This window comes from Alcaligenes faecalis (genome assembly GCF_005311025.1).
In the GTDB taxonomy this organism is placed as follows: domain Bacteria; phylum Pseudomonadota; class Gammaproteobacteria; order Burkholderiales; family Burkholderiaceae_B; genus Alcaligenes; species Alcaligenes phenolicus.
In genome coordinates this window covers 3,693,596-3,717,292 of record NZ_CP031747.1, presented here as the reverse complement: position 1 = coordinate 3,717,292, position 23,697 = coordinate 3,693,596, and the positions used below count along the sequence as shown (strand labels likewise).

Sequence of the window (23,697 nt, the reverse complement as noted above, 5' to 3'; positions counted from 1 at the left end):
GTTCAATAAGTGCGTGCCTGACGCACGGCTTGTTCCCAACTGAGCATCAGGTTTTGGGCTTCATCGCGCGACATGATGGGCTCGAAAACCCGGTCGCATTGCCATAGCGCCGCAATCTCAGGCAGACCTGAATACAGACCGCTGCCCAAGCCCGCCAGATAGGCGGCGCCCAGCGCGGTCGTCTCAATAGTAACGGGACGCACGACAGGCAGGCCCAACAAGTCTGCTTGAAATTGCATCAGAAGATTATTGGCGCAGGCCCCACCGTCCACACGCAGCTCGTGCAAGGCCGGGCCGCCGTTGGCCTGTACATCCCGATTCATGGCTTGCAGCACGGCGGCGCTTTGGTAGGCAATGCTGTCCAGAGCAGCGCGGGCGATGTGGGCCATGGTGGAGGCGCGTGTCAGGCCGGTAATGGTGCCGCGGGCTTGGGCATCCCAATAGGGGGCGCCCAGGCCGGTGAAGGCAGGGACCAGTCGTACGCCTTGTGCATCCGGTACGCTGCGAGCCAGCTCTTCGACTTGCGCGCTATGTTCCAGTGCGCCCAGACCATCGCGCAGCCATTGGACCACCGCCCCCCCAATAAAGACGCTGCCTTCCAGCGCATAGGCGGGAGCATCGCCATGATGGGCGGCGCTGGTTGCGATCAGGCCGTTATGGGATTGGGGGACTTGCGAGCCACAGTGCATCAACAGGAAGCAGCCTGTGCCATAGGTATTCTTGGCCATGCCGGGTGTTGTGCAAGCCTGGCCGAACAGGGCGCTTTGTTGGTCGCCCGCCACACCACAAATGGGAATGGGGCTACCCAGAATTTCGGGGCTGCAATGGCCAAACTCGGAGGCGGAGCTCTGTACCTGGGGCAAGACGCTGGCCGGGATGTTGAACAGGGCCAGCAACTCATCGTCCCATTGCTGGCTATGAATGTTGTAGAGCAGAGTGCGCGAGGCATTGCTGACATCGGTGGCGTGAACTTTGCCGCCACTTAAATGCCAGATCAGCCAGCTATCAATGGTGCCGAAAGCCAGTTCACCACGCGCTGCACGTTCACGGGCGCCGGGTACGGAGTCCAGCAGCCAACGCAGCTTGGAGGCCGAAAAATAGGCATCAATAGGCAGGCCGGTCTTGCCGGTAATGGTGGCTTCGTGCCCTTGTTCGCGCAACTGGGCGCAGAAGTCCTCGGCGCGTCTGTCTTGCCAGACGATGGCCTTGTGCAGAGCCTGCCCGGTTTGCCGATCCCATAGCACTGTGGTTTCACGCTGATTGGTAATGCCAATGGCGTGTATGTCCTGAGGGCGTAGCCCTGCCTGCTCAATCGCTTGCCGGGCGGTCCGGAACTGGGTGTCCAGGATTTCCTGGGGATCATGCTCCACCCAGTCTGTACGCGGGTAGTATTGCTGAGTTTCCTGCTGCGCCTTGGCCAGAATGCGGCCGTCTGCCGCTACCACAAGGCTGCGCGAGCTGGAGGTTCCCTGATCAAGAGCAAGTATGAATGTCATGCGAATGAGGCAGTAAAAGCGGAGCAGACCACAGTGTACTGGCTCTGTGTGCTCTGTGTCCGGTCGCAGAAGGGGACTTGATACGCGAGCAAACAAGTTTCACTGGACGGTAAAAGTTCAGGGGCTAAAATCAGGGTAAATCCCGAGCCAGTCAGTGTTTTTTTCGGGTGTCTGCTAATTTCAGGTCCAAAGCTCATCTTATGACTACATTAAGTTCCCCCTTATTGACCGACAGAGCCCAGATGCTGGGCGCCTTGGCGCGCACCACGCAGGTGGATATGGTCGTGGTGGGTGGTGGCGCTACCGGCTTGGGCGTGGCTCTGGACGCGGCCTTGCGGGGCTTGAGTGTGGTTGTGCTGGAAGCCTGGGACTTTGCCAAAGGCACGTCCTCGCGGGCGACCAAGCTGGTACACGGCGGGGTGCGATACCTGGCCCAGGGTAATGTCAGTCTGGTGCGTGAAGCCTTGCGCGAGCGTATGCATTTGCTCAGCAATGCGCCCCATCTGGCGCAGCGCCTGCCTTTTGTCATGCCCAGCTACAAGTGCTGGGAGACTCCGTTTTACGGGGTGGGCCTGATGGCCTATGACGGTTTGGCGGGGCGCGAGGGGTTGGGTCATACCCAATTTTTGAGTGCTTCCAAGATCCGGCAGCTTCTGCCCGGTGCGCGGCAAAGTGGCCTGAAAGGTGGTGTGAAATATTGGGACGGCCAGTTTGATGATGCCCGTCTGGCCTTGGCCCTGGCCCGTACGGCGGCACTGAATGGGGCCTTGCTCATCAATTACTGTCCGGTTGTGGATGTGATGCACAGCGAGGGCAAGGTCTGCGGGGTGCGCTGCCAGGACAAGGAAAGCGGTCAGACCTACGAGATCCAGAGCACATGCGTGGTCAATGCCACGGGCGTGTGGGTGGATCAGGTGCGACAACTGGATGCGCAGGAAGCCGGGCGTGAACTGCGCCCTATGGTTTCGCCCAGCCAGGGTGTGCACTTGGTGGTTGATCAGGAATTCCTGCCCGGTGAACACGCCTTGCTTGTGCCACGGACCAAGGATGGCCGGGTCTTGTTTGCCGTGCCTTGGTTGGGCAAGCTGATTTTGGGCACGACGGATACTCCCCGAGACGATATTCCGCTGGAGCCGCACCCCTTGGCCCAGGAAGTGGATTTCATTCTGAAAGAGTCCGCGAATTATCTGCAAAAAGCGCCCACGGTGCAGGATGTGCGCAGTATCTGGGTGGGGCTGCGACCGCTGGTGCGCCCTGCAGCCGAGTCGGCCGCGGGGCAGACGCAATCCATCAGCCGGGAACATAGCATTACGGTTAGTGCGAATGGTTTGCTGACAGTCACTGGCGGCAAATGGACGACGTATCGTGCCATGGCCGAAGATGTGCTGGAACGCTGCCAGCAGTCCGGCTTGCTGGGGCCTTTGCCAGCCTGTCGGACTCAGGAGCAACGTTTGGTCGGTGCTTCTTATGTAGGTGACCGGCGTTCTCTGGGGCGTACAGCCGGTCTGGATGCGTATGGCAGCGAGGCCGATTGGGTGCAGACCTTGCCGGGAGCGGATCAGGAATTGGCGCCGGGCTTGAGTGTGGCCATGGTGCGCTTTGCTTGCCGCTTTGAATATGCCCGTACCGTTGAAGATATGCTGGCCCGTCGTTCGCGCCTTTTGTTCCTTGATGCGCGTCTGGCGCAATCGCTTGCCCCAGCGGTGGCGGCAATTATGGAAGAAGAAACCGGGCGCTCGCCCGAGCTGGAGGCCTTTCTGGAACTGGCCGAGCAATACGCCACCGTGCCTACGCGTTAAACGTATGGCAATAAGAAAGGGCCCGTTCATCACGGGCCTTTTTGCTTTTTGCGCTCAATGAAATTGGGCCTGGTGAAAGACCAGACCTGCTTTCTTTCAATGCCTGCGCTGGTTTGCCGATGAGTCAATCAAAGAAAGTGCGAGCTGTTTCAAAGCGTTTGGCGAAATAGGGATTGTCCAGTGAATCAATCCGCACGCGTCCACCACTGGAGGGAGCGTTGATGAATTGTTGCTTGCCTATATAGATGCCTACATGCGAGTTCGGGGTACCCAGCGTATTGAAAAACACCAGATCACCCGGGCGCAGCTGTGAACGACTGACACGCCGGGCCGCGCTGGCCTGGTCGCCGGTGCGGCGTGGAATGGGGGAACTGGATTCCTGGCTGAATACATAGTGCACCAGGCCGCTGCAATCAAAGCCGGTAGACGGTTCGCGTCCGCCGTAGCGGTAAGGCGTATCCAGCAAGGTCAGGGCAGACAGGACTACGGCTGAGCGGCGTTGTTCATCCACACCAATGGGTTTGCCGGCGGGTAGGTGGGACGAGGGCGTGTGCGCACAAGCCGCCAGGATCAGTGTCAGGCACAAGGCAAACAGACGTTGCGTAAAAGCAGCAGGAACCATGGGCTGTTACAAAACGGATGTGGGGGCGGCGGGGAAAGCTGTTACCAGAAGATTATCCGATATTTCGACGCTTTTTAGGCAGCGCGTGAGATGGATCGTCGAAATATGCATTAATTAATGGCTAATGTATGCAACAAAACATAATTTTGATACAGACGCTTTGATCTTTGTCATGTTACATCTCGTTTATAACTACAACATTAAGTGAGCATCTGATAATATTCTGCTGTGTCTTGATACGTTTATTGCATATATTTGATGTTTTCCATGTTTTTAGGGCATTAAAAGAGGGTATGTGTCGGAAACATCGAGAATGTAAAAATTATATTCATGCAATAGATTGCAAGGCATGATACATATTTATGTAACTTTATATATTTTAAATGTGTTTTGTTACAAGAAACTGGCTGATTAACAGATTTACAAGGATGGCTGACATGCCCGTATCGGAAAATTCGCTGCTGAATGATATTCAGGAAGTCAATTTGTCGTACTTGTTACTCGCGCAGCGCCTGCTGCGGGAGAATTTTTCGGCAGGTATGTTCCGTTTGGGCTTCGATACCGATGTGGCAGAGACCTTGTTGCGTCTGTCGCCGGCCCAATTGGTCAAGCTGGCCAGCTCCAGCTCGTTGATTTGCGGCTTTCGCTTCAATGACTACGACCTGCTCACCACCTTGACGCAGGATGTGCTGGGAGGGGTATTGCAGCAGGCCCACTCCACCATTCTTCTGTCACAGCGCGCGACGGCAGAACAAGCCGGTTAAACCGGCTGCGAATTTATTACATCAAGAACTATGGCTATAAAAAGCGTCGCCAAAGAAGCTCAGGAAATTGGGCTTGCTTCCGACATGATTGAGCTGGGGGCGCGTTTGCAGGTCCTGCAAGCAGAAACATCATTAAGCTACGACCGGCTGGCCCGTTTGTACCGTGAAGTCAAAGGCTGCTCGCCACCCAAAGGGATGCTGCCTTTTTCTGTCGACTGGTTCATGACCTGGCTGCCCAATATTCATTCCAGCCTGTTCTACAGCATTTACCAGTTCATGGCCGTGCATACGCCGTGCGATAAAAGCCGTGCACTGGTCGAGGCTTATCGCCTTTACCTGGAGCAATCGTCGGCCGGGCGTCTGGACGTGGGGCCGGATGAAGAGCCCGTGCTGAGTTTTACTCGTGCCTGGATGCTGCTGCGCTTTTTTGATAGCGGTTTGTTGCAGCTGTCCCAGTGCGAGCGCTGCAAGGGGGGCTTTGTGGCCCATGCGCACGATCCTGAATCAGGCTTTATTTGTGCCATTTGCCGTCCGCCACCACGGGCTGGCAAGACCCGTGCCAGCAAGGCACGCAGTACACCTAAATCTCCGGGCGGCAAAAGTCGAAAATCAGAGCCGGTCAAGGAGCCGCAAGCCAGGGTCACGGGGCACGTCAACGCACAGGTAGACGTGCCCATCTAGCAATAGCTTTTGTCGTCAGTGTGCAGCAAAGCCGGATAGATGCTGGTTTTTGATGTGGATCTGATAAGAATCTGAAAGTGTCAAGGTAACTGGAAGCGTCGATCTAGGCTGGAAAAAGGCCATTAACGCGTCGTTTTAGCCCGGTTGCTTGCCGCCATCATTAGCAGCGTGTATTTGAAGAAGGCGTATCCGTGCTTATTATCCTTGGATATATCATTGTTTTCGTCTCCGTTTTCGGGAGCTTTGTGGGGTTGGGCGGGCACTTGGGTGCGCTATACCAGCCTTTTGAATTACTGCTGATTGGTGGCGCGGCCCTGGGGGCCTATTTTGCGTCCAACAGCGGCAAGTCCATCAAGCTGCTGGCCAAAGCGTTGCCGATTGCATTTCGCAGCAGCCCCTACAACAAGCAGTTGTACATGCAGTTGATGGGCATGTTGTCTGTGCTGCTGAACAAGGCTCGACGCGATGGCATGATGTCCATCGAAGCGGATATCGAAAACCCCGAACAAAGTCCCATCTTTGCCGATTACCCCAATGTGGTGAAAGATCCGGCTTTGATGAACTTTGTGTCCGACTACCTGCGTTTGATGATCAGCGGCAATATGAGCTCGTTTGAAATCGAAACGCTGATGGACCAGGATATCGAGACCCACCAGCACGAACGCAACGTGCCGGCACGCGCCTTGCGTGAAGTGGCTGACGCCTTGCCCGCTTTCGGGATTGTGGCGGCGGTGCTGGGTGTGGTGAAAGCGCTGGCCTCCGTAGACCAGCCGCCTGCCGTGCTGGCAGACCTGATTTCCAAGGCCATGGTTGGTACCTTCCTGGGTATCTTGCTAGCCTACGGCTTTGTCGCTCCCTTGGCCGCTACCATCGAACGCCGTACCTCGGATTCGGTCAAGGTGCTGGAGTGCATCAAGGTCACTTTGCTGGCCAATCTGAATGGTTACCCGCCCCAGCTTGCCGTGGAATTTGGTCGTAAAGTGCTGTTTTCCTCCGATCGCCCTTCGTTCCAGGAGCTGGAAGAGCATGTACGTCAGGCCCGCTCGGGTGCTGGTCGCAAAGCCTAAGCGGATGCGTTCATGAGCAATCATAAAGATCGCGTGGTCATCCGTCGCAAGAAGACGGCCCATGCCGAGCATCATGGTGGTAGCTGGAAAATTGCCTACGCTGACTTCATGACGGCGATGATGGCTTTTTTCCTGGTGATGTGGATTCTTTCCCTGGTTCCCAAGCAGGACTTGAAGGAAATTGCCGATTACTTCCGCATGCCCTTGATGGACGCCGTTTCGGGCGGCTATCAGGCCGACTATTCGCGCAGCGTCATTCCTGGTGGCCAGCCCAGCCTGGTTCCCAATCCCCATCCCGGCACGAACAGCAGCCAGGCGGCCGATGATCGCCAGGATGTGGAGCGTCTGGAAGATTTGAAATCGGCTCTGGAAGAACTGATCCGTATCGATCCCGTGCTGAAAGAATTCCGTCCGCAACTACTGCTGGACATGACTCAGGACGGTTTGCGCATCCAGATTATCGACCGTCAAAGCCGCCCCATGTTCTCCACGGGCAGCGCACAGGTGCAGATTTACATGCGGGCCATTTTGCGCTCGCTAAGCGCCCCCTTGAACGAGATGCCTAACCGTATTCTGATTTCCGGCCACACCGACTCGCTGCAGTACGCCAGTGGCGAGCGTTTGTACAGTAACTGGGAGCTGTCAGCCGATCGTGCCAATGCGGCTCGACAGGAGCTGGTGGCTGGTGGTCTGGCCGAGGCCAAGGTCAAGCAGGTCGTGGGTTTGGCCGATAGTGTCAGCCTGGTTAAAGATAACCCCGCCGCAGCCGTAAATCGACGTATCAGCCTGCTCGTGCTCAATAGCCGGGCCGAACGACGCATGGACGAGCAAGCCGCAAGCGGTTCGGAAGAGTTTGATTTGCGCGAAGCCATGCAGGAGACCGAGGGGCCAATCAGTATTCATATTCCCGGTCTGCCTGAAATGCCTTCTGCCTTGCCAGTGGTGCCCTAGCGCTTGTTAACAGGCCCGACGGCCCAGGTGTTTGGGCTGTGCTTTTTGTTTTGTTGTTCTAAGCCATAACCAGGAAGGAAGTGTTCATGAGCTCCGGCGTAGATCTGAGTCAGTTTTACGAAACCTTTTTCGATGAAGCCGATGAGTTGCTGGCGGACATGGAGCGCTTGCTGCTGGAGCTGGATCTGGACGAGCCTGATCGCGATCAGCTCAATGCCATCTTCCGGGCCGCGCACTCGATCAAGGGCGGTGCAGGCACGTTTGGTTGCTTCGGTCAGCTGGCTGAAACTACCCACTTACTCGAAAATCTGCTCGATCTGGTCCGTAATGGCGAGATGCAATTGCGCAAGGACATGATTGACCTCTTTCTGGAAACCAAGGACGTGCTAACCGGACAAGTCAATGCCTACCGCGAGGAACAGGAGCCTGACGAGGAAGCCTATACCCGTATCTGCGCGCAATTGAGGCAACTGGCCCTGGAGCAAAAGGGCATTCTGGCAACGGACGCCAAAGGAACCGAAGCGATTCTGCAAGCCGAAGCGGAACCCGAGCCGGAACCGGCCGCCAATACGGATGGCTTGCCACTGTGGGTGTCCATGGGACCGGTATCGGATAAAGATGCGGAGGCGCTGCAACAAGAAATGGAGTTGATGGGAACCATCGTCCATCAAACCCGTGAAGGCGATCGCCTGGATATCTGGGTGGAAACCACAGGTTCAGCGGACGACATCCTGGCCGTTTGCTGCTTTATTCTGAATGCCGATCAGGTGTCGGTAAAACCGGCCGCAGCCCCAGGACAAGCGGCGGCTCCAGCCGCTGCCGCAGCAGCCTCGGCCTCAGTTCCCGCCGCAGTGGCTGCCGAGCCTGCAGCCCCCGTCGCTGCACCGGCTGCTCCGGCTCCCGCAACGGCCTCTGTTGCCGCTGAACTAGAAAAAACCGAAACGCCTGCTCCTGCTGCTGCCCCTAAAGCTGCCGACAAACCCGCCAAGGCCGCGGCTCCCAAAGAGTCCGGCACGATCCGTGTGGGCGTGGAAAAAGTTGACCAGATCATCAACCTGGTGGGCGAGCTGGTGATTACGCAAGCCATGCTGGTGCAAACCGCCTCGACGCTGGACCCGGTCGTGCATGATCGTCTTTTGAATGGCATCGAACAGTTGGAGCGCAATGCGCGCGACCTGCAAGAGTCCGTGATGTCCATTCGCATGATGCCGATGGATTACGTGTTCAGCCGCTTTCCGCGTGTGGTGCGTGAAAGCGCGGCCCGCATGAACAAGAAGATTCGTCTGGTCACCAAAGGGCAGGCCACCGAGCTGGACAAGAGCCTGATCGAACGCATTATTGATCCGCTCACGCACCTGGTGCGCAACAGTATCGATCACGGCATTGAAATGCCCGAGGATCGTCTGGCTGCGGGCAAGGAAGAAGAGGGCGTGCTGACCTTGTCGGCCCAGCACCAGGGCGGCCATATCATCATTGAAGTGGTGGACGATGGCGCTGGTCTGAACCGCGAACGTATTTTGAAGAAAGCCATGTCTTCGGGCCTGCCGGTCACCGAGACCATGCCGGACGACGAAGTGTGGCAACTGATTTTTGCCCCCGGCTTTTCCACCGCCGACAAAGTCACGGAAATTTCCGGACGTGGTGTGGGCATGGACGTGGTGCGACGCAATATCCAAAGCATGGGCGGCCATGTGCAGCTGTACTCGCGCGCAGGCAAGGGAACGACCACCCGTATTGTTTTGCCGCTGACGCTGGCGATTCTGGACGGCATGTCGGTCCAGGTGGGCAATGAGGTGTTCATCCTGCCGCTGGCTCACGTAACCGAATCCATGCAGCCCACTGAAGAACAGTTGCGCAGCGTCACCGATACCGATCACGTCATGTTTGTACGTGGCGAGTATCTGCCCCTGATTTCCCTGCGTGACATCTTCTCGGTTGAAGGGGCCGAGACCGATGTGACTCGTGCGATTGCCGTTATCTTGCAGGCCGAAGACATGCGCTTTGCCTTGCTGGTCGATCACCTGATTGGTCAGCATCAAGTCGTGGTCAAGAACCTGGAAGCCAACTATAGAAAAATTCCGGGTATTTCCGCTGCCACCATTTTGGGCGATGGCAGCGTAGCCCTGATTGTTGATGTTTTTGCCTTGCAACGTCTGGCGCGGGACCCCGCCTCGACGTGGGCCTGATTATTCGGAGATCTTTATGTCCAACGACTTTACTTCCCACTCCGAAGCTGCCGAGGCTGGCGGCAAGGAGTATCTGGTATTTACTCTGGGCGACCAGGAATACGGCATCGATATTCTGAAAGTTCAGGAGATCCGGGGCTACGACTCCCAGACCGTCACTCGTATCGCCAACGTGCCCAATTTCATCAAGGGCGTTACCAATCTGCGTGGCGTGATTGTTCCTATCGCAGACTTGCGGGTGCGTTTCAACATGGAACGGGTGGAGTACGACCACCAGACCGTCGTGGTGATTCTGAACTTACACGACCGCGTAGTGGGTGTGGTGGTGGATGGTGTCTCGGATGTACTGGTGCTGCAATCGTCCCAGATCAGCGCTGCCCCCAGCTTCGGCACCGCCTTCTCGACCGAGTACCTGACCGGTATCGGTACGCTGGGCGAACGTATGCTGATTTTGGTGGATATTGAAAAACTGATGACCAGTGAAGAGATGGCTCTGGTTGACAGCGCAGTGGCCTGATCGCCCGAGTCTGCAAAGACTTGCCAGGCGGGGACTTGTTTAACGGGTCCTTCAAGGAATGTTCGGGCCGGGGGAGGCGTCACAAGCGCCTCTGATGTTCGGATCTACTCTAGACAAGGTGCTTGCAATGCTGGATGGATTACGTTTAGCCAATCTGAAGGTGCGGACCAGTCTGATTCTGGTACTGGTGTTTTTTTTAGCAATGCTGGTGGCAGGCGCCGCTCTGGGGATTTTGTCCCTGCGCGCCAATAACGGTGCGCTGCAAAGCATCGTGGTCAATCAGCGTGTAGGCTCGGCCATGTATCAGGCCATCGAGCGCTACAAAGAGACTCAAACCCTGATTGGACGAGCGGCCATCAGCTATGTGGTCAGCAATGATCTGCAAAACCAGGACTTGATGGCCGAGTGGAGCGATGTGGCTCCCAAAACCTCGGCGATCAGCTCGGCAACCCGGGATGCCCTGGATGCCACGCGCAAGCAGTTTGAACTGGCCCAGGAAGCCTTCTTTGAATACCAGGGTGTTGCCACCCAGCTGGAAGGCACCAACGATTACTACCAGCGTGTCGATGCGGCGTTCATGTCCCTGATGCAAGGTGGCGTGCTGCCCTTGATCGCCTATCTGGAGCAAGGTGATATTGCGGGTTTCCGCAGCTATGTGGCGACTACCACCAAGTTCCTGGAAGAGGATCTGTACAGCGCCTTGAACACCTTGCAGGAAGCTCAGCAGCGTTCTATCGACTCGCAATACCAGAAAGAAAACGACCAGTACAACATGGTGATCCGCCTGGTGGGTCTGGCCATGGTGCTTTGTCTGTTTATCTCCTTGGCCGTGTATGTGTTCTTGAATCGCATGGTGTTGCGCCCCTTGCGTCAGGCCGGTGCGCACTTTGATCGCATCGCCAGCGGGGATCTGACCCAGCGCGTGGAAGTGAAGTCCACCAATGAAATTGGTGTGCTGTATGACGCCGTGCGTCGCATGCAGGGCAGCTTGCAGTCCATGGTGCAGACCGTGCGCCAGGGCGTGGAAGAGATCACTTTTGGCTCGCATGAAATCTATGTGGGCAATACGGACTTGAGCAGTCGTACGGAAGAGCAGGCCGCCTCCTTGCAGCAGACTGCGGCCAGCATGGAGCAGTTGGCCAGTACGGTTCGTCAGAACTCGGACAATGCCCAGCAAGCGGATCAGGTTGCCAAGAATGCTTCCGAAGTGGCTCTGCGCGGTGGCCAGGCGGTCTCTACCGTGGTGCAAACCATGGAAGACTTGTCGGCCAGTTCGGGACAGATTGCCCAGATCGTGAACGTGATCGACGGCATTGCCTTCCAGACCAATATTCTGGCCTTGAACGCCGCGGTGGAAGCCGCCCGTGCAGGCGAGCAGGGCAAGGGTTTTGCGGTGGTGGCCGGTGAAGTACGCAGTCTGGCCCAGCGCAGTGCGCAAGCGGCGCGCGAGATCAAGGGCTTGATCGAGCAGTCGCTGGCCAAAGTGAAAGAAGGGACTCGACAGGTGGATGAGGCGGGCAAGGTGGTCATGGAAGTGGTCAGCTCGGTACAGAGCGTAACGACCATCATGGCGGAAATCTCCTCGGCTTCAAACGAGCAGTCCGAAGGAATTGAGCAGGTGAACCGGGCGGTTGCGCAAATGGATGTGGTTGTGCAGCAGAACGCGGCCCTGGTCGAGCAGGCTACCGCTGCGGCGGGCTCCTTGCAGGATCAGGCGACCCGTTTGTCCGATGCGGTGTCGGCGTTCAAAGTCAGTGCGCAAGACATTATTGATGATCCGTTTGAAGCGCCCGAGCCGGAACGATTACGTTCTACCGAGCGTCTGTCGGCGGGGCCTTTTAGCGGGACCTTGGCCAGCCTGTAGTTATATGAGCACATCTGTGGAACCTTTTGTTTATACATTGCCCTCGATCCCGCAAGCCTCGAGGGCCGACTGTGAGCGAGCCGCGCGCTTGCTCAAGTCGTATGCGGGCATCATCTTAGGTACCCACAAAGAAGATATGGTGGCCCGCACGCTGGGTATGCGCAGTCAGAACGCGGGCATGCGCGAGGTACGCCAGTACCTGGATATTCTGGAACAGGACACGCATAGCCAGGAGTGGCAGGACTTCGTCAACGCTTTCACCATCAATCACACCGCGTTTTTTCGGGAGCAACATCACTTCGATATTCTGGGCAAGTTTGTCAGTACACGCGGCAAACCCCTGGATATCTGGTGCAGCGCCGCCTCTACGGGCGAGGAAGCGTATTCCATTGCCATGACGGTGCGCGAACACTGCCCTTCACCGGATGTGAACGTATCCATTCTGGCTAGCGATATTGACTCGGCAGCTTTGGACAAGGCCCGTCAGGGCGTGTATACCCTGGAGCGCATTCAGCCCGTGCCCGATTTGTGGCTGCCGCGTTACTTTCAGCGTGGCGTGGGCGCTCGCAAGGGGCTGGCACGCGTCAAGCCCGTGTTGCGCAATATGGTGGAGTTCGAGGAGTTCAATCTGGTGGGGCCGGCCTGGCCGTCTTCCAGCCGTTTTGATGTGATCTTCTGTAGAAACACCATGATTTATTTTGACCGGGACGATCAGACACGCATCCTGGAGCGATTCGCCGCCGTCACCAAGCCTGGCGGACTGCTGTTTGTGGGGCATTCCGAGAACTTCTCCTATCTGACCAAGGCCTTTCGTTTGCTGGGTCAGACGGTGTATGTCCGGAACTAGGGCCCATTAGTTTCACCCCGCCCCAAGCTCTGTTGGCGTTTGAAATCGGGATTATGAGTAGCATGAAGAAAATTCGAGTTTTGTGTGTAGACGATTCCGCCCTGGTGCGCAGCCTGATGGTGGAAATTATCAACAGTCATGCGGATATGGAAGTGGTGGCCGTGGCCCCCGATCCGCTGGTGGCGCGCGAGCTGATCAAAGAACACAATCCGGATGTGCTGACGCTGGACGTCGAGATGCCGCGCATGGACGGGCTGGACTTTCTGGAGCGACTGATGCGCTTGCGTCCCATGCCCGTGGTGATGGTGTCCTCGCTGACCGAGCGCAATTCGGACGTGACCTTGCGTGCCCTGGAGCTGGGCGCGGTGGACTTTGTGACCAAGCCCAAGCTGGGCCTGCGAGATGGCTTGCTGGATTACTCGGACCTGATTGCCGACAAGATCCGCGCCGCTTCCATTGCGCGTCCACGTCGTGCGACCCCGGCCCCGGCAGGGTCCGCCCCGGCTCGTCGCCTGACGCACAACTTTTCGACCACTGAAAAACTGATCATGATCGGTGCATCCACAGGCGGCACCGAGGCCATTCGCCAGGTGCTGGAGCCTTTGCCGGCTAATTGTCCGGCCATCATGATTACCCAACATATGCCAGCCGGTTTCACGCGCTCGTTCGTGAACCGTCTGGATGGACTGTGCTCCATGCAGGTGCACGAGGCCGAAGATGGTCAGCGCGTGTTGCCCGGCCATGTGTATCTGGCTCCCGGTGGCGTGGCGCACATGAAGCTGGCCCGCTCGGGTGCCAACTATGTGGTCAAGCTGGTGGACAGTGAACCTGTCAACCGCCACCGGCCCTCGGTTGATGTGCTGTTTCACTCTGCCGCCGAGCTGGCCGGACGCAATGCCGTGGGTGTCATTCTGACCGGCATGGGCAAGGACGGCGCGCAAGGTTTGCTGGCCATGAAACAGGCCGGTGCCATGACTTTTGCCCAGGACGAAGCCACCAGCGTGGTCTTTGGCATGCCGCGTGAAGCCCTGCAAATTGGCGCGGCGGACATCGCCTTGCCCTTGGGGCAGATCAGCGAACGAATTCTGGCCAGTGTGGGGGCCTTTGGGCACCGTGTATAAACGGTCCTGAACGCACTGGCATGCTACTCATTTGGAGAATGTAAATGGTACAAAAAAATATAAAAATTCTCGTCGTCGATGACTTTCCCACCATGCGCCGGATCATCAAGAACCTGCTCAAGGATCTGGGATACGAGAATGTAGACGAAGCAGAAGATGGTCAGATGGGCCTGGAAAAACTGCGCAACGGCAATTTCGAGTTTGTGGTCTCTGACTGGAATATGCCGAATCTGGATGGGCTGGAAATGCTCAAGCAGATTCGTGCCGATGCCAACCTGTCCTCTTTGCCTGTGCTGATGGTGACCGCCGAAGCCAAGAAAGAGAACATTATTGCCGCCGCCCAGGCGGGCGCCAATGGCTACGTCGTCAAACCCTTTACCGCCGCAACTCTGGAAGAGAAGCTGAACAAGATCTTCGAGAAAATGGCCGGTTAATACGGAGTACGTCATGGATCCACAGCAAACACCGAATCATCCCGACCCCCAAAGCGTACCGGTTGATCTGGTCTACCGCATCGCCAATCTGACCCGCCTGCTGCGGGAAAGCATGCGCGAACTGGGTCTGGATCAGGCCATTAAAGATGCCGCGCACGCGATTCCGGATGCCCGTGATCGTCTGCACTATGTGGCTCGCATGACTGAGCAGGCCGCCAACCGGGTACTGAACGCGGCCGAGCAGGTGCGTCCTTTGCAGGAGTCCTTGCAAGAGGACGCCCAGGCCCTGGATGCCGAATGGGAACAGTGGTTTGAACAGCCTCTGGACCAGGACCAGGCCCGCGAACTGGTCAAGCGTACCCGCGGCTTCTTGCGCGATGTGCCCGTCAAGGCCCAGCAGACGCAGGACAATCTGCTGGAAATCATCATGGCCCAGGACTTTCAGGATCTGACCGGGCAGGTGATCACGCGCATGCTGGGTGTGGTTGGCACCATCGAGACCGAACTGGTCCAGGTGCTGGTCGATAATGTCCCCACAGAAAAACGCGAAGAAACTCAAAGTCTTATCAACGGTCCGGTGGTCTCGCCGGTAGCTTCGGAAGTGGTCACCAGCCAGGACCAGGTGGACGACTTGCTGGCGAATCTGGGCTTTTAATCCCCGCCCAAATTCGATCATCGCGTTCGCTTCAGAAAGGCGCTGCACCTTGCAGCGCCTTTTTGCTTGTGGGGAACAGCCTGCTTTTATCGGGCTTTCTCCGCGCTATCAGAGCCGCGGTGCTCTTTTAGAATGACCCCGCGGCCTGCAGTGCGAACGCGACATTCGTGCTGGGCGCGTGATTCATTCTTTCAATTCCTGCGTCTTGGCAGTCCATGGCAGAAGACAGCGATCTCGAAAAAACGGAACCGGCCTCACCCCGGCGCCTGGAAAAGGCGCGGGAAGAAGGGCAGGTGGCGCGTTCCAGAGAGCTGACGACATTCCTGATGCTGCTGGCCGGGATTGGCGGAATCTGGGCCGGGGCCAGCTATTTGTACGAGACTTTTGGCGGCATTGTGCGTCGCAGCGTCTGGTTTGATCCGCGCGTAGCGCACGATCCCAGCGCCATGGTTGTGCAGGCGGCCGGTCTGGCAGGCGAAGCATTAAAAGGTCTGGCACCGCTGTTCCTGCTGCTGGTTGTGGTCGCGATCTTTGCCTCGATCGCGCTGGGCGGCATGAGCTTTAGCGGCAAGGCCTTGCAGCCCAAGTTCGAGCGCATGAATCCGGCCAAGGGCATCAAGCGCATGTTTTCCATGCAGACCGTGATCGAGCTGATCAAGACCCTGGCCAAAGCCGGTCTGGTGGGTTCGGTGGCGGTGTATGTGATCTGGACCGAGCGCGAGCAGATGACGGCCTTGATGTATGTGCATCCCACGGCGGCCATTGCCACGGGGATGACACTGATCATCAAGTGTTGTGCCCTGATCGCCGCCAGCTTGCTGGTGATTGTCTTGATTGATGCGCCCTGGCAGTTGTGGAGCTTTTACAAAAAGCTGCGCATGTCGCGCCAGGATGTGAAAGAAGAACATAAGGAAAGCGAGGGTGACCCGCATGTGAAAGGGCGCATCCGGCAGCAGCAACGGTCCATGGCCCGTTCGCGCATGATGTCCCAGGTGCCGGGGGCCGATGTGGTGGTTACCAACCCTACGCATTATGCGGTGGCCTTGAAGTATCAGGACGGCAAGGGCGGTGCCCCCCGTGTGGTTGCCAAAGGCACGGGGCTGATTGCTGCCAAGATTCGCGGGCTGGCCGCCGAGCATAAGGTGGCCATGCTGGAGGCGCCAGCGCTGGCACGGGCCTTGTACTTCAACGTGGAGCTGGAGCGCGAGATTCCTGTGGACTTGTACTCGGCCGTGGCCGAAGTGCTGGCCTGGGTTTATCAGCTTCGTAACTGGAACAAGGGGCAGGGCGAGCGCCCGATCATGCCCACCCGATTGAAAGTGCCGACAGGCATGGATGAAGGGCCACTGCGTTCGCGCAAACACTAAAAGCAATGAACAATTTTTTTGCCTTACTGAAACAAAACGGTGGTCAACACGCCCGGCTATTAGCCGGTCCGGTGCTGATCCTCATGGTCATGGCCATGATGATTCTGCCCTTGCCACCGTTTCTGCTGGACCTGCTGTTTACCTTTAACATCGCCCTGGCCGTCATGATTCTGCTGGTGGCCATGTTCACCAAAAAGCCGCTGGACTTTGCCGCTTTCCCGGCAGTGCTGCTGTTTGCGACCTTGTTACGTCTGGCCCTGAACGTGGCCTCTACCCGAGTGGTACTGATGAACGGCCACAAAGGCCCGGACGCTGCTGGTCAGGTGATTGAGGCTTTTGGTCACTTTCTGGTGGGCGGTAACTTTGCCGTTGGTCTGATCGTGTTCGTGATTCTGGTCATCATCAACTTTGTGGTGATTACCAAGGGTGCAGGTCGTATTGCGGAAGTGGGAGCACGCTTTACCCTGGACGCCTTGCCGGGCAAGCAGATGGCGATTGACGCCGACTTGAACGCCGGCCTGATTGGCGAAGACGATGCCCGTCGTCGCCGTACCGAGGTTTCGCAGGAAGCCGAGTTCTACGGCTCCATGGACGGTGCCAGCAAGTTCGTGCGCGGGGACGCGGTGGCGGGCTTGTTGATCATGGTCATCAACGTGATTGGTGGTCTGATTATTGGTGTCCTGCAGCATGACTTGTCTTTCTCGGAAGCCGGTCGCGTTTACACCTTGTTGACCATTGGTGACGGACTGGTCGCCCAGATTCCAGCCCTGATCATTTCTACTGCCGCTGGTGTGGTAGTGTCGCGTGTGGCGACGGATGAAGACGTGGGCCAGCAAATGGTCAGCCAGCTTTTCCGTAATCCCATGGTGCTGTATATCACCGCCGGGATTCTGGGTTTGATGGGTTTGATTCCCGGCATGCCCAATCTGGTGTTCCTGCTGCTGGCCGCGATATTGGGTGCTGGAGCCTGGATGATGCAAAAGCATCAGCTCGAACAGCAGCAGCAAGCCAGCGAACCCAATGATGAAGTGCTGGCCGCAGCCGATTCTGCCGCCAGTGAAGCCAGCTGGAATGATGTGTCCATGGTGGACCCGCTGGGTCTGGAAGTGGGTTATCGCCTGATCTCTTTGGTGGACCATGCGCAAAACGGCGAGCTGCTGCATCGTATCCGCAGCTTGCGTAAAAAGTTCGCACAGGAAGTGGGCTTTTTGCCGCCTGTGGTTCATATTCGGGACAATCTGGAGCTCAAGCCCAACGACTATCGCATCCTGTTGGCCGGGGTGGAAATTGGCCGGGGCACCGCCACGCCAGGGCAGTGGCTGGCCATTGATCCCGGTGGCGTCACCATGAAGCTGCCCGGCACACCTACTACGGACCCAGCCTTTGGCCTGCCCGCCGTCTGGGTGGATGTCAGCATGCGCGAGCAGGCCCAGATTGCGGGCTACACCGTGGTGGATGCCAGCACGGTAATTGCCACGCATATCAACCACTTGCTGCATCGCCACGGGGCCGATTTGCTGGGCCGTCAGGAAGTGCAGCAATTGCTGGATCACGTGGGCCGCGAAGCGCCCAAGCTGGTCGAAGATTTCGTACCGCAAACCTTGTCCCTCAGCCTCTTGCTCAAGGTCTTGCGTGGTCTGTTGGCTGAAGATGTGCCGATTCGCGATATGCGCAGCATTGTGGAAACGCTGGCTGAACATGCGCCGCGCATTCTGGCTCCCGGTGCGGTTCAGCCCGGCCAGGAGGCAGGCGAATTGCTTGCGGTTCTGCGCGTGGCCTTGGGGCGCGCTATTGTGCAGCAGTGGTTCCCTGGCGAGGGCGAGTTGCGTGTGATTGGTCTGGATGCCCGTCTGGAGCGGGTCATGACGCAGGCGCTGACCAGCAGTGGTGCACTGGAACCAGGTCTGGCCGAGTCGGTACTGACTGATGCCATGCGTGCGGCCCAGTTCCAGGAGGAACATGGGGATCCGCCCGTGCTGGTTGTGCCGCCTGTTTTGCGGGCCACCTTGTCGCGTTTCTTGCGTCACCACATCCCACAACTGGGTGTCTTGTCCAACGCTGAAATTCCTGAAGAACGCATCCTTCGGGTCACCACCATTATTGGTCAGTCTGAATGAATATAAGTCGCTTTTTTGGTAGTACCAGCCGTGAAGCCATGCGCCAGGTGCGTATCGCTTTGGGCCCCGATGCCTTGATTGTGTCCAACCGTCGCGTGAATGGCGGGGTGGAGATTCTCGCTACCGATTCCAGCTCCGTTCCCGGTGGTGCCACTGAACGTGCACCCATGCCCAGCAGCACACCGCATCAAGCCGCGGGGATACGTCAGCAGGAAATGGCACCACCGCCCGCTGCCGACAATGTGATGGGTGCGATTGGGGCATTGCGTGGTGCCCTGGAAGGCCGCATGGACGATCTGGTCTGGAGTCATCAGATGCGGCGCTCGCCTGTAGCGGTCAATCTATTTCAGAGTCTTTTATCGCAAGGCTTCAGTACTGCCTTGTTGCGTGCCATGCTCAAGCGCTTGCCCGAAGAACTGGGCGCGCGGGCGGCCTTGCAATGGGTGCGGACCGAGCTGGAAACCCATTTGCCGGTACTGCGTTCCGAGGACTCCTTGTGGCAGCCCGGCTTGGCCTTGGCTCTGGTGGGCCCCACGGGTGTGGGCAAGACCACCACGCTGGCCAAACTGGCTGCGCGTGCTGTGCGCCGTTTTGGTCCCGATAAGGTCGTTTTGCTGACGACTGACACCTATCGGATCGGTGCGCACGAGCAACTGAAAATTTATGGCGATCTGATGCGGGTAGCCGTGCATATTGTTCAGGACGTGGCGCAACTGCGTAGCGTGATGCTGGGGGTGCGGCCCGATCAGGTGATCCTGATCGACAATATGGGCATCAGCCAGCGCGACCGTTATGTGCGAGAACAAGCTGCATTGCTGGCCAGTGCCGGACGCCGGGTGCAACGCTTGCTGGTCCTGAACGCTGCCAGCCAGGGCGATACCTTGGATGAGGTCGCCCGCAGCTACACGCAAGATGGTGGCACACCGCTAAGCGGTTGCATCATCTCCAAAGTGGACGAGGCGATCAAGCTGGGTGGGCCGCTGGATACGGCCATTCGCTTCAAGCTGCCTATTCATTACGTGTCCAACGGCCAGAAAGTGCCCGAGGATTTGCGTTTCATGAGTGCCGCCGAACTGGTCGACTCTGCCTTGCAGGTGCGCGAGAACCAGCGCCCCTTGTACGCGCCCAGTTCCGGTGATCTGGCTGCCTTGCTGGAAAGCGGTGGCCAGTCCGCCCAGGAGCAACAGGCTGAAGAAGAACGCCGTGCGCGTGTCTTGCCGCGTTTGTTGTCGGCTGCCTCTGCGGGTGGCCCTATCGCCCTGGAGCAGGCACGCCGTGCAGCCGCCGATCTGGACGAGCGTCTGGCCTGCGCGGAAGCCTACGACTTCTGGCGCGATCTGCATGCGCAAAATGCCCCTGTTCAGGATGGGGCGGCGGCACAGCGTGCCGAAGGCCTGATGCGTGCCGCGTGTCAGGAAGTCAGTGAGGGCAATGTGTCCCGCTTGCTGGTGATCCATGCCGATCATCAGCTTGCCGGTAGCCAGGAGCAATGCTCGTTCAGTTTCCTGTTCAGTCCTAAAGGTCAGGCCTTGAGCGTGCCGTATTATCAACGCCAAACGCCCTCCCAATGGTCGGATGTACGGGGCGTGCGCTGCATGGAACGGCCGGGCCCGACACAGGCACTGAACCAGGCCATGCAGGTCTTGAATGCCCAGGCCCAACCGGTAAACTTGCTGCATATTTTTGAAGGTGGTTCGCCCACCATGTGGCGTCAATGGGCTGATATGGAAGCCGACTGGCTGGCCCTGATTCCGGGTGCGACTTCCTTGTGGCACAAGGACGGCAAGACCACGCCTAATGCCCTTGGCAAACAGCTGGCATTCCACGCGATTCCCGATCTGGCAGCACGCTTGCATCTGGAAACGTTGGGCCGCGCCAAGCAGGGTGAAATCGCCCTGTGGTACGCCGTCGAGCCGGTGCAGTTGCGACAACGCAATGCCGAGCCTGTGCATCTGGACCTGATCATCCTGCGCACCGTGCGTCGTCACGACGGCAAAGTGTTGAAAACCCGTTTTGCCTTGATGCACCAACGCGCAGGCTCCGAGGCCATCGCCCCGGCCAGTCTGGCCTGCTACATGATGCTGCGTAGCGAAGTGCAGGAAATGGCGCGCTTGCTAAGCACTGTGCGTGGCATTTTGCCTACCAGCAATTCCGAGTTTGAAGAAGAACTCAACTTGCTGGCCGCCGCCCAATTGACGCTAGCCGCCTGGGATTTGCTGCAGGCACCGGACAATCTGGGTGTGCGACAACTCAGCGCACGCTTGCTGGGCAAACCGGGGCTGAAGTCCAGCCACGCGGTTGATGCGCTGGTGAAGATGCTGGTGTTGAAGGAAGCGATGAGCTAAATTCAGCAAGATTGAAAAAGCCTGCCGTGTGGCAGGCTTTTTTTATATCTGTCAGAGCGGGAATTGGTTTGTGGTTTTGTCAGTTTCTGAATGGCAGGGCATCCCGAATTGGGGATTACAACAAATATCGTGTATTCGCCAAATACATCGTATTTGTTGTGAGTTTCTCGCTGTGAGCGGTTCAGGCTTGTGGTTCGGTTCTGCAGACGAATTATCAATAGCCTTTGATCAGACAAAAAAAGCGCCAACTAAATAGTTGGCGCTTTCAATCTCCAGCATGACGCTACTGGCGTCTGCTCGGTTCTAAACCTTCAAGCTCAAGGAAGACTGCGTATTCTGTGTTTTGCCGGACGCGTCGTAAAAGGTATTGCGACCCGTGAAAGCTTCCAGGGCATCCAGGTTTTGTTGGGTGTCGACCAAAAAGGTATCCACCAGAATGCGGTTGTTGTCGCTGGCGTTGCGTACTTTCTCGCTCAGTTCGATCAGTTGGTCCAGCTCGTGTTCCAGTTCGTCTTCTTCGGCGGCGTAGCGCAGGCCCTGGATGTTGTTTTCCAGTTCGCGCTCTTGCAGGAGCTGGGCGCGAGCCTGGTCCTGTTGCTCGATACGTTCAACCAGCTGATATTTGCGCAGGGTGATCTGGGCCAGTTCTTGTGGCTCGAAGCTGCGCAGCAGCAGGGTGTTTTCTTCTGCCAGTAGCTGCTCGAAGTCCAGCAGGGTTTGGCGTTGATCGGCAAGACAGGTTTGCAAAGACATGGCCGTTTCAGGTGAGTTACTTGAGAAGATCGCGCACAGAGGCAATCAGGGAGTCGGCGATCCGACTGGTGTCAATTTTGAGCTCGCCGGCTGCAATGGCCTCGCGCAAGGCCTCGACTTTTTTCATGTCGACATCGGCACTGCTGTCTTGCAGGGAATTGAGCTGGCGGGCTGCAGCGCTGAAGTCCACTTCGTTGGTGCTGCTGCTGTTGTTGTACGCGTGGCGCGCACGAGGGGATGCCGTGCTGCGTTCTGCGGCAGACGTTTCAGCAAGGGGTGTCTTGAGGGGGGAGGGGCTGATCTTCACGTGTTTCTCCGTGCGGCCTGTTCTTTGCGTTGATCTTGTAACGGCGCTCTGGACGCAAACTTTAGCATGCTCATCCGATTTAGTTTAGAGAACGACCTGAACCGTGGATGCATCCAGTACCGTGGCGGAAATCACTTGCCCCGAACTGGCCTTGATCTGAATCTGGGTGCCTGGTGAGCCGCTTTGCAGTGCCTGGCCCTCGCCGGTAGCCACAAACCCCATACCGCGCGCAATGGTGCGTACCATCTGGCCGCGTGTCACCGACTGCGGATCGCGCAGGGCCGAAGCTCGTATCGCATTGCCCAAAGGAATGCGCTGGCTGGCGACGTAACCAATGATCTGGTTGGGATCAATCACCACGCCATTGGCCAGAGCCAGCAAATCCCCCTCGCGCTCGAGCAGATCGTCCTGATTGATGGTCTCACCCGGATTGATGCGGCGGTTGGTGACGTAATAGTGTCCCTGAATAGAGAGTGTGGCACCAATGGAGGTGCTCCAGCTTTGTGGGCTCAGGCAGCGTACGCCAATACTCATGCGCGATCGCAGGCGTTGACCGCTGGGCAGAAATATCTGGTTCTGGGTGCAGGCAGGCATGGCGTTCAGGCGCGCGCTGTCCAGGGTGATCGTGGCGATACCGGGATACATCTGCGCCAGCTTGAGCAGATAGTCCTGCGCCTGGTCCTGCATGGCTTGCACGCTCAGCGCCTGAACGCTCTCTTGAGCGCGCACGTTCGCTGTTGCACCCAGGGCGAACAGGCATACGCAGATCAGGAGTCTATATAAGGTCATGACTGAATTTTACGGACTCAGTCGCCAGGTCAAGAGCTGAACTGGCCGATAAATTGCGTTTTGTTCCCTGATTTGTGAAGCAGTGCCTCTGGCTACCATTCTGTTATGGCGGTGAAAAGGCGTGCGCGCGTTCACCTGGATCTCAAACTTGAACACAGAATATTGGCTTGACTCCATGATTGATCGCATCGGTGAGCACCTGAAGTTTTACCAGACGGCCCTGGCTGTGCGCCAGGAGCGCCAGGAGGTGCTGGCCTCCAATATTGCCAATGCCGACACGCCTAACTACAAGGCCAGGGATATGGACTTTACGGCCACCTTGAAGGCCGCTTTAGGGGGGCAGGGCCAGATGGCTTTGCCCAATACCAGTTTGTCCTTGACCTCGGCCCGTCATATTCCCGCCCAGGCAACCCGTCCGCCCAGCACGGACGAGTTGCTCTATCGCGTTCCTGTACAACCTTCTCTGGACGGCAACACGGTCGAGATGGATGTGGAGCGCATGCAATTTGCCGATAACACCTTGCACTATCAAAGCACGATCAACCTGGCTTCCCAGCGCTTGAAAGGCTTGATGGCGGCCTTGCAACAGTAATAGCGAGTCTTCATGTCCAGTTTCAGTATTTTCCAGATTGCCGGTTCTGCTCTGACGGCACAATCGCAGCGCTTGAACGTGTCGGCCAGCAACCTGGCTAACGCCGATAGCGTGGTTGGACCCGATGGCCAGCCCTACAAGGCCCGCCAAGTGGTGTTTCAAATGACTCCTCAGGGCAACAGCCCCGTGGGTGGCGTGCAAGTGGTGGGCGTGCAGGAAAGTGATGCGCCCGGCCGTTTGCAATATGACCCCGGCAATCCCTACGCCGACGAACAAGGCTATGTGACTCTGCCCAATGTGGATGTGGTGGCCGAGACCGTCAATATGCTGGCTGCGTCGCGCTCCTATCAGGCCAATGTGGAAGTGGTGAACACCTCCAAGAATCTGATGTTGCGCACCTTGACCATTGGCCAGTAAGCCGGT

Annotated in this window: 22 protein-coding genes; 17 read left to right on the top strand and 5 right to left on the bottom strand. The window is 57.5% G+C overall.

The features are described from left to right. Positions 1-2: 2 nt before the first annotated feature. The gene (gene glpK, locus D0C27_RS17050) at positions 3-1,496 is read right to left on the bottom strand and encodes a glycerol kinase GlpK (protein ID WP_035269011.1); all 1,494 of its coding nucleotides are present in this window, start codon (positions 1,494-1,496) and stop codon (positions 3-5) included. 200 nt (positions 1,497-1,696) lie between these two features. Between glpK and D0C27_RS17045 the strand changes: the two genes are divergently transcribed. Beyond that, positions 1,697-3,295, top strand: a complete 1,599-nt coding sequence (locus D0C27_RS17045; protein ID WP_137431367.1) for a glycerol-3-phosphate dehydrogenase/oxidase — start codon at positions 1,697-1,699, stop codon at positions 3,293-3,295. Positions 3,296-3,419: 124 nt separating this feature from the next. On the opposite strand, the gene D0C27_RS17040 is transcribed toward D0C27_RS17045, so the two are convergent. Further along, entirely contained in the window at positions 3,420-3,917 is a 498-nt protein-coding gene (locus tag D0C27_RS17040; RefSeq protein ID WP_137431366.1) for a C40 family peptidase, read from the bottom strand. A 437-nt stretch (positions 3,918-4,354) separates the two neighbouring features. Here D0C27_RS17040 and flhD point away from each other — a divergent pair, with 437 nt between their 5' ends. The 14 genes from flhD (at position 4,355) to flhF (ending at position 20,833) form a co-directional block, all read left to right on the top strand. Next, on the top strand, positions 4,355-4,681 hold the full coding sequence (gene flhD, locus D0C27_RS17035) for a flagellar transcriptional regulator FlhD (protein WP_009455187.1): 327 nt from the start codon (positions 4,355-4,357) through the stop codon (positions 4,679-4,681). Between the two features lie 30 nt (positions 4,682-4,711). After that, the gene (gene flhC / locus D0C27_RS17030; protein ID WP_035269018.1) at positions 4,712-5,362 is read left to right on the top strand and encodes a flagellar transcriptional regulator FlhC; all 651 of its coding nucleotides are present in this window, start codon (positions 4,712-4,714) and stop codon (positions 5,360-5,362) included. Positions 5,363-5,553: 191 nt separating this feature from the next. Next, a complete protein-coding gene (gene motA, locus D0C27_RS17025) occupies positions 5,554-6,429 on the top strand; it encodes a flagellar motor stator protein MotA (protein ID WP_026484570.1) in 876 nt (291 codons plus the stop codon). A gap of 12 nt (positions 6,430-6,441) precedes the next feature. Continuing rightward, positions 6,442-7,380 (top strand): flagellar motor protein MotB, encoded by a 939-nt coding sequence (gene motB, locus D0C27_RS17020; RefSeq protein WP_009455181.1) that lies wholly within the window; start codon positions 6,442-6,444, stop codon positions 7,378-7,380. An 86-nt stretch (positions 7,381-7,466) separates the two neighbouring features. Further along, positions 7,467-9,566, top strand: coding sequence for a chemotaxis protein CheA (gene cheA / locus D0C27_RS17015; RefSeq protein ID WP_137431365.1), 2,100 nt, complete (start codon positions 7,467-7,469; stop codon positions 9,564-9,566). Between the two features lie 16 nt (positions 9,567-9,582). Further along, complete coding sequence (locus D0C27_RS17010; RefSeq protein WP_009455177.1) at positions 9,583-10,083, top strand: chemotaxis protein CheW; 501 nt, start codon at positions 9,583-9,585, stop codon at positions 10,081-10,083. 127 nt (positions 10,084-10,210) lie between these two features. Continuing rightward, positions 10,211-11,947, top strand: coding sequence for a methyl-accepting chemotaxis protein (locus D0C27_RS17005; protein WP_035269028.1), 1,737 nt, complete (start codon positions 10,211-10,213; stop codon positions 11,945-11,947). A 4-nt stretch (positions 11,948-11,951) separates the two neighbouring features. Further along, positions 11,952-12,794 carry a CheR family methyltransferase gene (locus D0C27_RS17000; protein ID WP_026484567.1) on the top strand — a complete coding sequence of 281 codons (843 nt, stop codon included), beginning with the start codon at positions 11,952-11,954 and terminating at the stop codon, positions 12,792-12,794. Between the two features lie 62 nt (positions 12,795-12,856). Continuing rightward, positions 12,857-13,915 (top strand): protein-glutamate methylesterase/protein-glutamine glutaminase, encoded by a 1,059-nt coding sequence (locus D0C27_RS16995; RefSeq protein WP_021446831.1) that lies wholly within the window; start codon positions 12,857-12,859, stop codon positions 13,913-13,915. Positions 13,916-13,959: 44 nt separating this feature from the next. Then, positions 13,960-14,349 (top strand): chemotaxis response regulator CheY, encoded by a 390-nt coding sequence (gene cheY, locus D0C27_RS16990; protein ID WP_009458133.1) that lies wholly within the window; start codon positions 13,960-13,962, stop codon positions 14,347-14,349. 13 nt (positions 14,350-14,362) lie between these two features. Continuing rightward, positions 14,363-15,004, top strand: coding sequence for a protein phosphatase CheZ (gene cheZ / locus D0C27_RS16985; protein WP_021446830.1), 642 nt, complete (start codon positions 14,363-14,365; stop codon positions 15,002-15,004). A 215-nt stretch (positions 15,005-15,219) separates the two neighbouring features. After that, positions 15,220-16,371, top strand: coding sequence for a flagellar biosynthesis protein FlhB (gene flhB / locus D0C27_RS16980; RefSeq protein WP_021446829.1), 1,152 nt, complete (start codon positions 15,220-15,222; stop codon positions 16,369-16,371). 5 nt (positions 16,372-16,376) lie between these two features. After that, the gene (gene flhA, locus D0C27_RS16975) at positions 16,377-18,488 is read left to right on the top strand and encodes a flagellar biosynthesis protein FlhA (RefSeq protein ID WP_035269032.1); all 2,112 of its coding nucleotides are present in this window, start codon (positions 16,377-16,379) and stop codon (positions 18,486-18,488) included. Next, positions 18,485-20,833: a flagellar biosynthesis protein FlhF gene (gene flhF, locus D0C27_RS16970; RefSeq protein WP_137431364.1), complete on the top strand. Its 2,349-nt coding sequence runs from the start codon at positions 18,485-18,487 to the stop codon at positions 20,831-20,833. The genes flhA and flhF overlap by 4 nt, the downstream gene beginning before the upstream one ends. Before the next feature lie 303 nt (positions 20,834-21,136). Here the strand turns inward: flhF and flgN are convergent, their stop codons facing one another. From flgN to flgA, 3 genes are all read right to left on the bottom strand, one after another. After that, positions 21,137-21,586: a flagellar export chaperone FlgN gene (gene flgN, locus D0C27_RS16965; protein WP_060186847.1), complete on the bottom strand. Its 450-nt coding sequence runs from the start codon at positions 21,584-21,586 to the stop codon at positions 21,137-21,139. 16 nt (positions 21,587-21,602) lie between these two features. Then, positions 21,603-21,893 (bottom strand): flagellar biosynthesis anti-sigma factor FlgM, encoded by a 291-nt coding sequence (gene flgM, locus D0C27_RS16960; protein WP_035269036.1) that lies wholly within the window; start codon positions 21,891-21,893, stop codon positions 21,603-21,605. A gap of 84 nt (positions 21,894-21,977) precedes the next feature. Further along, the gene (gene flgA, locus D0C27_RS16955) at positions 21,978-22,682 is read right to left on the bottom strand and encodes a flagellar basal body P-ring formation chaperone FlgA (protein WP_115634906.1); all 705 of its coding nucleotides are present in this window, start codon (positions 22,680-22,682) and stop codon (positions 21,978-21,980) included. A 175-nt stretch (positions 22,683-22,857) separates the two neighbouring features. Between flgA and flgB the strand changes: the two genes are divergently transcribed. Then, a complete protein-coding gene (gene flgB, locus D0C27_RS16950) occupies positions 22,858-23,274 on the top strand; it encodes a flagellar basal body rod protein FlgB (RefSeq protein WP_009458122.1) in 417 nt (138 codons plus the stop codon). A gap of 12 nt (positions 23,275-23,286) precedes the next feature. Further along, entirely contained in the window at positions 23,287-23,691 is a 405-nt protein-coding gene (flgC, locus tag D0C27_RS16945; RefSeq protein WP_009458120.1) for a flagellar basal body rod protein FlgC, read from the top strand. Positions 23,692-23,697 lie beyond the last annotated feature (6 nt).

Bases quoted from the DNA above. Each gene is read 5' to 3' on its own strand.
- glpK (WP_035269011.1), bottom strand. From the start codon at position 1,496: ATGACATTCATACTTGCTCTTGATCAGGGAACCTCCAGCTCGCGCAGC.
- D0C27_RS17045 (WP_137431367.1), top strand. From the start codon at position 1,697: ATGACTACATTAAGTTCCCCCTTATTGACCGACAGAGCCCAGATGCTG.
- D0C27_RS17040 (WP_137431366.1), bottom strand. From the start codon at position 3,917: ATGGTTCCTGCTGCTTTTACGCAACGTCTGTTTGCCTTGTGCCTGACA.
- flhD (WP_009455187.1), top strand. From the start codon at position 4,355: ATGCCCGTATCGGAAAATTCGCTGCTGAATGATATTCAGGAAGTCAAT.
- flhC (WP_035269018.1), top strand. From the start codon at position 4,712: ATGGCTATAAAAAGCGTCGCCAAAGAAGCTCAGGAAATTGGGCTTGCT.
- motB (WP_009455181.1), top strand. From the start codon at position 6,442: ATGAGCAATCATAAAGATCGCGTGGTCATCCGTCGCAAGAAGACGGCC.
- cheA (WP_137431365.1), top strand. From the start codon at position 7,467: ATGAGCTCCGGCGTAGATCTGAGTCAGTTTTACGAAACCTTTTTCGAT.
- D0C27_RS17010 (WP_009455177.1), top strand. From the start codon at position 9,583: ATGTCCAACGACTTTACTTCCCACTCCGAAGCTGCCGAGGCTGGCGGC.
- D0C27_RS17005 (WP_035269028.1), top strand. From the start codon at position 10,211: ATGCTGGATGGATTACGTTTAGCCAATCTGAAGGTGCGGACCAGTCTG.
- D0C27_RS17000 (WP_026484567.1), top strand. From the start codon at position 11,952: ATGAGCACATCTGTGGAACCTTTTGTTTATACATTGCCCTCGATCCCG.
- D0C27_RS16995 (WP_021446831.1), top strand. From the start codon at position 12,857: ATGAAGAAAATTCGAGTTTTGTGTGTAGACGATTCCGCCCTGGTGCGC.
- cheY (WP_009458133.1), top strand. From the start codon at position 13,960: ATGGTACAAAAAAATATAAAAATTCTCGTCGTCGATGACTTTCCCACC.
- cheZ (WP_021446830.1), top strand. From the start codon at position 14,363: ATGGATCCACAGCAAACACCGAATCATCCCGACCCCCAAAGCGTACCG.
- flhB (WP_021446829.1), top strand. From the start codon at position 15,220: ATGGCAGAAGACAGCGATCTCGAAAAAACGGAACCGGCCTCACCCCGG.
- flhA (WP_035269032.1), top strand. From the start codon at position 16,377: ATGAACAATTTTTTTGCCTTACTGAAACAAAACGGTGGTCAACACGCC.
- flhF (WP_137431364.1), top strand. From the start codon at position 18,485: ATGAATATAAGTCGCTTTTTTGGTAGTACCAGCCGTGAAGCCATGCGC.
- flgN (WP_060186847.1), bottom strand. From the start codon at position 21,586: ATGTCTTTGCAAACCTGTCTTGCCGATCAACGCCAAACCCTGCTGGAC.
- flgA (WP_115634906.1), bottom strand. From the start codon at position 22,682: ATGACCTTATATAGACTCCTGATCTGCGTATGCCTGTTCGCCCTGGGT.
- flgB (WP_009458122.1), top strand. From the start codon at position 22,858: ATGATTGATCGCATCGGTGAGCACCTGAAGTTTTACCAGACGGCCCTG.
- flgC (WP_009458120.1), top strand. From the start codon at position 23,287: ATGTCCAGTTTCAGTATTTTCCAGATTGCCGGTTCTGCTCTGACGGCA.